Origin of the sequence: Nocardia brevicatena NBRC 12119 (assembly GCF_000308495.1) — a bacterium.
In the GTDB taxonomy this organism is placed as follows: domain Bacteria; phylum Actinomycetota; class Actinomycetes; order Mycobacteriales; family Mycobacteriaceae; genus Nocardia; species Nocardia brevicatena.
In genome coordinates this window covers 20,853-28,242 of the sequence record NZ_BAFU01000233.1, presented here as the reverse complement: position 1 = coordinate 28,242, position 7,390 = coordinate 20,853, and the positions used below count along the sequence as shown (strand labels likewise).

6 protein-coding genes and 1 pseudogene are annotated in these 7,390 nt (G+C 67.6%); 5 read left to right on the top strand and 2 right to left on the bottom strand.

Annotated elements, in window-relative coordinates:
* The 4 genes and pseudogenes from ON20_RS27810 to ON20_RS27795 all read left to right on the top strand — a co-directional run.
* Positions 1–649, top strand: a 649-nt coding sequence (locus ON20_RS27810) for a VOC family protein (RefSeq protein WP_040840478.1), incomplete at its 5' end; no start/stop codon positions are given.
* Complete coding sequence (locus ON20_RS27805; RefSeq protein WP_040840476.1) at positions 646–891, top strand: hypothetical protein; 246 nt, start codon at positions 646–648, stop codon at positions 889–891. The genes ON20_RS27810 and ON20_RS27805, both read left to right, overlap by 4 nt.
* Positions 888–2,123: an alpha/beta fold hydrolase gene (locus ON20_RS27800; RefSeq protein WP_040840474.1), complete on the top strand. Its 1,236-nt coding sequence runs from the start codon at positions 888–890 to the stop codon at positions 2,121–2,123. Before ON20_RS27805 ends, ON20_RS27800 begins: the two co-directional genes overlap by 4 nt.
* Before the next feature lie 42 nt (positions 2,124–2,165).
* A pseudogene (locus ON20_RS27795) lies at positions 2,166–3,130 on the top strand (SDR family NAD(P)-dependent oxidoreductase).
* A 209-nt stretch (positions 3,131–3,339) separates the two neighbouring features.
* Here the strand turns inward: ON20_RS27795 and ON20_RS40350 are convergent.
* Entirely contained in the window at positions 3,340–3,663 is a 324-nt protein-coding gene (locus ON20_RS40350; RefSeq protein ID WP_040840472.1) for a Dyp-type peroxidase domain-containing protein, read from the bottom strand.
* A gap of 355 nt (positions 3,664–4,018) precedes the next feature.
* On the opposite strand from ON20_RS40350, the gene rox reads away from it, so the two are divergent.
* Complete coding sequence (gene rox / locus ON20_RS27785) at positions 4,019–5,452, top strand: rifampin monooxygenase (protein WP_040840470.1); 1,434 nt, start codon at positions 4,019–4,021, stop codon at positions 5,450–5,452.
* A 34-nt stretch (positions 5,453–5,486) separates the two neighbouring features.
* Here the strand turns inward: rox and ON20_RS27780 are convergent, their stop codons facing one another.
* Complete coding sequence (locus ON20_RS27780) at positions 5,487–7,322, bottom strand: acyl-CoA dehydrogenase family protein (RefSeq protein ID WP_040840468.1); 1,836 nt, start codon at positions 7,320–7,322, stop codon at positions 5,487–5,489.
* Between the last annotated feature and the right edge of the window lie 68 nt (positions 7,323–7,390).

Below are 7,390 nucleotides of genomic sequence, written 5' to 3'. Positions count from 1 at the left end.
GCTCGCACACACTGTCAGGGGCGTCGATCACGTCGCCTACCCGACGTTCGACCCCACGGGCACGGTCGCGTTCTATCGCGACGTGCTCGGCTTCCCTGTCGTGCATTCGATCTGCGCGGCGGGCTGGGGGCCGGAGAAGCACCCCGACTTCATCCATTTCTTCTTCGACATCGGCAACGACGATCGCCTCGCCTTCTTCTACTACTTCGGTCTCGAACCCTTCGAAGGCGGACCGCAGGGCGACGCGTACTCACGGTTCGGCCCGGATGTACCCATCTGGTTCATCAGGTCCCGTCATCTGGCCATCCATGTCGACAGCGAGGCGGATCTCCTCGAATATCGCCGACGGCTGGACGGCAGCGACTGGCCCGTCGAGATGCAGATCCGGCACGAGACCATCGAGTCGATCTATACCCACGACCCGAACGGGTACATGATCGAGATCACCCGTGCGCTGCGTCCGGTCACCCCGCAGGAGGACCTCGACGCGAACCTGACCATCGATGCGCTCATCGACGTCGTGTCCCGACCGCACCCGAGCATGGCCGCACTACTGCACCGCAAGGCCGAGCTCATCGTCGAGCGCGCCGCTGCGTGGCAGGAAGACCACGACAACCGGTCCGTAAAACCCGAGGCGGTGGTGAAATGACCACGCTCTTCGTACTCGACGTCCCGGAGAACACGCCCGTCGCGACGGTGGCGGGTGAGGACCCGGCGGTCACCGTCGATCGTGTCGGCCCTTATTTCAAGATCACCTCCACCGGTCCGATCGTCATCGACCGCCGCGCGACCGGCTGTCGACACGCCGTGTGGTATAGCAGCGTGGCCGGTCTCGTGGACTCGGTGATCGTGCAGTGGGACAAGGACGCGATGACAGTGGTGCCGCGATGAGCCGAGCCACGAAACGACTCGGCGCCGGACGGTACATCGATGCCGCGGAGGCGCCGGAGGAAACAGTCACCTCGGTGCACGAGCTCGCCACCGCGGACGGCGCGAAGGTGTCGGGTGTACTGCGCACATTGCCCGGTGCACGCACCGTCGTCGCGCTGATGCACCCGCGTCAGGACCTCACCCACCACGTCTTGGTCCCCGAGCTGTTGGCCCGCGGGTATGCGGTGTGGACTCAGGGCACCCGATCGCCGAACAACGATATCGCTCTGGTACACGAACAGGCCGTCCTCGATGTCGCGGCGGGACAGGTTTTCCTACGCGGCAAGGGCTTCGACCACGTGGTCACACTCGGACATTCCGGTGGCGGAACGTTGTTCGCCTTTTACCACGAACAGGCCGGAGCAGCACCGGAGGACCGATTGACGAAGACCCCGGCAGGACGTCGCGTCGATCTCGCCGGAGCCGACATGCCACTGCCCGACGGCGCCGTGTTCCTTGCCCCGCATCCCGGCCAGGGCGCCTTGCTGTTGTGCTCGATCGATCCTTCGGTCGTCGACGAAGCAGACCCGCTGAGCGTCGATCCGGCGTTGAATCCGTTCGACCCGGCCAACGGGTTCGCCGAACCGCCGCACAGCTCGTCCTACTCTCCCGAGTTCGTCGAGCGGTACCGAACCGCACAGCGCGAGCGGGTGGCGCGTATCGACGCCGCAGCACGGGAACGGGTGGCCGAAGCAACCGCTGCGCGGCGGCGCTTCGAGGAAACCGGTGATTCCGCCGACCGGCGCGCTTCGCTGGCGCCTCGCGTCCTGACTGTCTACCGCACCGATGCCGACCTGAGATCCACCGACTTGTCCCTCGGCCCGAACGAGCGCCCGTACGGGTCCCTCTTCGGTCGCAGACCCGACCTCACCGACTACGGATTGGTCGGCTTCGGCCGGTTCTGCACCCCGGATGCCTGGCTGTCGACCTGGTCGGGTCTGAGCACGAATGCCGAATTCGTGCGCTGCGCTCCGGGCGTGACCGCACCGTCGCTGTTCGTGGAACTCACCGGCGACCAAGCGTGCTTTCCGGAGGACGCATCGAGGATGGTCCGGGCGCTCGGGTCGTCGGACAAGACGCACACCCGAGTAGCGGGAACGCATTTCGGTGGTCCGATCACCGACGGTGCACCGACCGGCGCAACCCTCGCGGCCGCCGAGATCGGCGAGTGGCTCGCCGAACGCTTCGGCTGATCCGAACTCGCCACTCCACCACACAGCAGAGGCGAACCATCCATGACAGCCGATTTCCAGGGCAGGGTCGCCATCGTCCCCGGAGCAGGCGGTGGGTTGGGCCGTTCTCACGCCCTGGCACTCGCCGCCCACGGCGCACACGTGGTAGTGAACGATCTGGGCGCACCTGATGTCGCGGGTCCGACCCCGGCCGAGCGAGTACTCGCGGAGATCACCGCAGCCGGTGGGACGGCCATCGCCGACCACGCGGATATCACCGACCACGCCCAGGTGACGGCGATGGTCGAGCGAGCAATATCCACCTGGGGCCGGATCGACGTACTGATCAACAACGCCGGCATCCTCCGTGACTCCAGTTTCCGCAACGCCGACCTCGACGACTTCCGGCGAGTACTCGACGTCCATCTCATGGGGGCAGTGCACTGCACCAAAGCCGTGTGGGAAACCATGATCGCCCAGCGCTACGGCCGGATCCTCATGACCACCTCGGGTTCCGGCATCTACGGAACTTCGGACAAGCCAACTACGGCGCGGCGAAAGCCGCCCTGGTGGGACTGATGAACGTCTTGGCCATCGAAGGCGAACCCAAAGGGATCCGAGTGAACGCGATCGCACCCCTTGCCACCACACGGATGACCGAGTCGATCTTCGACAGCGAAGCCACCGCGATGATGCGGCCGGAAGCAATCACGGCCGCCGCGCTGTTCCTGGTATCCCGAGACGCACCCACCAAGACCGTCCTCGGCGTAGGAGCCGGGGTCTACGCGACCGCCGAGATGCACGAGGCTCCGGGCGTGGTACTCCTACCCGGAGATCAGACGGTCGACGGTATCGCCGCCCACTGGCAGGAGATCGCCACGGGTCCCGGCACAGCCGTGGCGAACATGACAGCGCAGCTGCGTCGATACCTCGCGCTGGCGCGTTCGGCCAGGTCGGAGTCCGAAGTTCACCGCCGAGCAGGCCACGATGGTGCCGCGGCCGCCGCGTCGTCACCGCGCGCTCGGTAGGGGACACGATCGGCACCGGCTGCGCCGCCGGCGCGTCGTCCCCATATTGCCCGCCGCGGCATCGACGACTCCACCCGCCTGGGCCGCCACCGGTGGAATATCGAACGCACCCTCGCCCGGCGCACCGGATACCGACGCCCGGCCATACGCTACGAACGCCACGGGCACCTGTTCGCAGCCTTTGTCGACTTTGCTACCGCGCTCATCTGCTACAAGAAACCCCCACATGAGACGCATTCTCGATCTCGCTTCGAGAGCGTCTCCACCACTTGGTGGGCAGGTGTCGATACTTCGCCGGCCTCGGATGTTTCAGTCGGTGAACGTGTTTCGCCGATGAACCCGTACGGTTCGGTGTCCGGTGGGATGATGAACACCGCCGAACCGATCGAGGTGGTCCACCTGTTGAGCACGTCGAATTCGGCCGTTCTGCGCTGTACCGACAGGAACTGGGCGTCGATATCGCGCTGGTAGGCCTCGAACAGCGGCCCCGGGTTCGATGGTCGAGCACCGTCGTCATCATTGCGACGTGTCACCCTTCCAGACTCGCCGACCACCGCCCCAAGCCCCTCATCGACACGGCCCCGAAGGACAGCGGGCAGCCGAGGCACCTGGTGTGCGCTCGGCGTGGCAGCGAGACCCAGCGTATCGAGCGGCTGCGGCTCACCGAGGGAAAGCCCGAGTCGGGCCATACATGCGAAAAGGCAAGGGGAACTGAACCTCCTTGCCAGTTTCAGCATATAGCTCCCCCGGGGGCTTGCCGCAAGACCCCGGATGGGCGAGAGACTGGTCGGCCGCGGCCCGATCCCGCCGGAAGCCCGCACTACTGTGCGCGATCGTCCGAACAGGGATCGTCCGCCGGGATACATATTTCTGGAATGAGAGGCTTTCATGTTCGATGTGATCATCAGCGGGGGCGGTCCGACCGGGATGATGCTGGCGGGCGAGCTGCGGCGCCACGACGTGGACGTGCTGGTGCTGGAGAAGGATGCGGAGCCGAGCGAGCTGGTCCGCTCGCTGGGCCTACAGCCGCGCAGTATCGAGATCATGGACCAGCGCGGACTGCTGGACCGGTTCCTCGCGCACGGGCGGCAGTACCCTGGTGCCGCCGGCCGCTTCGCCGGGATCGACAAGCCGTCACCGGCAACCCTGGACACCGCGCACGGTTACCTCCTCGGCATTCCGCAGCCGGTTACCGACCGCCTGTTGGCCGAGCATGCCGCCGAACTCGGCGCTCGGATCCGCCGCGGCCACGAGGTAGTAGGTGTCGAGCAGGACGACGACGGAGTCACGGTCGAACTTGCCGACGGCGCACGGCTGCGCTCGCGCTGGCTGGTCGGCTGTGACGGCGGCCGTAGCCTGGTACGCAGACTGCTGGGCGTCGGATTTCCCGGCGAGCCCGCTCGGACGGAATGGCTTCTCGGAGAGCTGGAGGTGACGACACCGCCCGACGAGTTGGCCGCGGTGGCGGACGAGGTTCGCAAAACTCACCAGGGTTTCGGTATCGGCCCCGCCGGGAACGGGTTGTACCGTGCCGTCGTGCCCGCCGCGACCGTGGCCGAGGACCGCACCACGCCGCCGACCCTGGAGGAGTTCCGGACGCAACTGCGGGCCTACGCGGGCACGGACTTCGGCGCCCACTCACCGCGCCGGCTGACCCGGTTCACCGACGCGACCCGACTGGCCGAGCGGTACCGCACCGGCCGGGTGTTCCTCGCCGGCGACGCGGCACACATCCACCCGCCCCTGGGGGGACAAGGACTCAACCTCGGCATCCAGGACGCGTTCAACCTCGGCTGGAAACTCGCCGCCGAAGTGGCCGGCTGGGCACCGGAAGGGCTGCTGGACAGCTACCACACCGAGCGCTACCCGGTCGCCGCCGACGTGCTGAACACCACCCGTGCCCATTCGGAGCTGATATCCCCCGAACCCGGTCCCCAGGCGGTGCGCCGGCTGTTGACCGAGCTGATGGACTTCGAGGACGTCGGCCGGTTCCTGGCCGAGAAGGTCACCGGGATCGGGGTCCGCTACGACTTCGGCGAAGGCCATGAGCTGATGGGCAAGCCGCTGCGCGATATCCGCCTGTCGCGGGGGCGGCTCTACGAGCTGACACGCGCGGGTCGTGGACTGCTGCTCGACCAGACCGGCGAACTCTCCGTGGCGGGATGGGCGGACCGGGTCGATCACGTCATCGACGTCAGCGACGAACTGGATGTGCCCGCCGTGCTGCTGCGACCGGACGGTCACGTGGCCTGGGCAGGTGAAGACCAACGCGATCTGCTCGCCGATCTGACGCGATGGTTCGGTGTCGCCACCGCGCCGTGATCCGAGCGAAAGCCCACCGCGACCGTGGTCCTCATCATCGGCGCCGGGGAAAGGTTGCGGTCCGCCATCCGGTGAAGGATCGCCACGCTCGCAGGTGGTCCGCCGCGAACAAGGGTGCGTCGGGCAGGTGGGGGATGTCGAACGCGGCGACGAGTGTGGCGAGATCGGCGGCGAGGACGCGGCAGTGGTGGCGCAGCTCGGTGTGTATCAGGGAAGCGCGGTGAGGTGGCATCTGCTTGTGCGCGGCGTACCAGGTGCCGTGGGAGCGGATGTAGTTCAGGGCATGGACTGCCGCGGCGGAGGTGGCCAGGGCAGCGGCGGCGGGATCGTCGGTGGCTTCCGCGGCGATGAGCACGGCGGTCACGGCCAGCCGTACCGCTGTCGTGTTCGCCAGATCGATGGCTGTGCAGTCTCGCCCCAGCGCCGGGGATTCGGGATCGTATCGGTCGGCGTCCAGGTCGGTGCCGATGTAGAGGCCGCGAGCGAGTGCCTGTTCGCGGTCGACGATCATCCGCACCCACCAGGGCAGGTGTGCGGGAGTGCCGTCGAGGTGCAGCGCGGCCACAGTGGAACCGGTTTTGCCCGCGGCGATGTGGAGGATCTGATTCTCGCCCTCGGCGGTGATCATTCCGGCGACGTTGCCGAGCCAATCGGGTATGAAGTTACAGCGCAGAATGCCTTGCGCGGCAGCGCGTTCGCGGCAGATGAGCAGGACCTGCTGAGCGGTGGCGGTCAGCAGGGGTTTGGCGAGCATCGACCACACCGCGGGCAGGCCCTCCGGGGAAGCGGCCCGGTCGCGGAGTGCACGGCCGAACACGCTGGTGACATACACCGCCGCGGTCGCGGTGGTGAGGTCCTGCCGCACCGCATCGCGGTCGGCCATGCGGATACCGCGGCCGGCGGGTCGGCGCCGGCGGCTGTAATGAACCACACCGGCGAGCGCGGCGCGGGCGCTCGTGGCCGCCGCGGTGGCCAGGTCCAGGCGGCCGTTGCCGAGCATGTCGATCGCGGCGTGGAAACGCCGGCGGACGGGCAGCGCGCAGTCGAACCGGCCGTCCGTGTCGATCGTGGCCCAGTCCCCGCCGAGCAGGGCGTCCGCGGGCAGCCACACATCGGTGAAGCGGATCATGGCGTGGTCCATCGCGGCGCCGAGCTTGGCGGGTAGAGCCACCACCTCGACACCGTCGGCCAGGCCGTCATCGGTGCGCAGACGCAGCAGGAACGGCAACACACCCTCGTCCCGGTCGCCCACGATCAGGCGGGCGGTCACCACGGCGGTCTTCGCGATCGTGGGGTCGGCGACGTTCGGCATGAACTTCGCCGCGGGCAACGAGGGTGTGTGCAGCCGGAATCCGCCGCTGTCCCGGTCCCAGTGCGCTTCGGTGAGCTGATCGGCGCCATTGGTGCCGCCGAGCTCGGTCAACGCCAGCACCCCGATCGCCGTGGCGTCGTCCAATTCGGCCAGGCAGGCCCGCTGATAGTCGGAGCCGTTGCCCAAGGTCAGGATCGCGCCGATGGCGAGATCGAAATGCCCGGTCAACACGGGCAGCAGATGGGGAGCGGCCACGGCCGACCAGTCGCAGAGCGCGCCCCGCACATACGTGTCGGCGGCGATGTCGGACCCCGAGCCGCCCAGGCCGGCCACCACGGCACGCAGCAGATCGGGCGCGATGCCCGCTTCCTGGGCGTGGGTCAAATGCTCTTGCGGGACATCACCGAGCCGCAGGATCAGCGCCCGCACCTGTTCCTGTACGGACAGGTCCGGGCCGAAGATCATGGTCCGCAGCGCGTGCACGGTCGGGTCGTCGCCCCGGTATCCCACCGGCGAGACGGAGGTGTGGGTCGCATCGGGTTGGTCTGTTGTCGTCATGCTGCACTCGTTTCGGTATCGCCGATCCGCCCGGAAGCGAATCGAAAATTGTGATGACCGACAGTTCT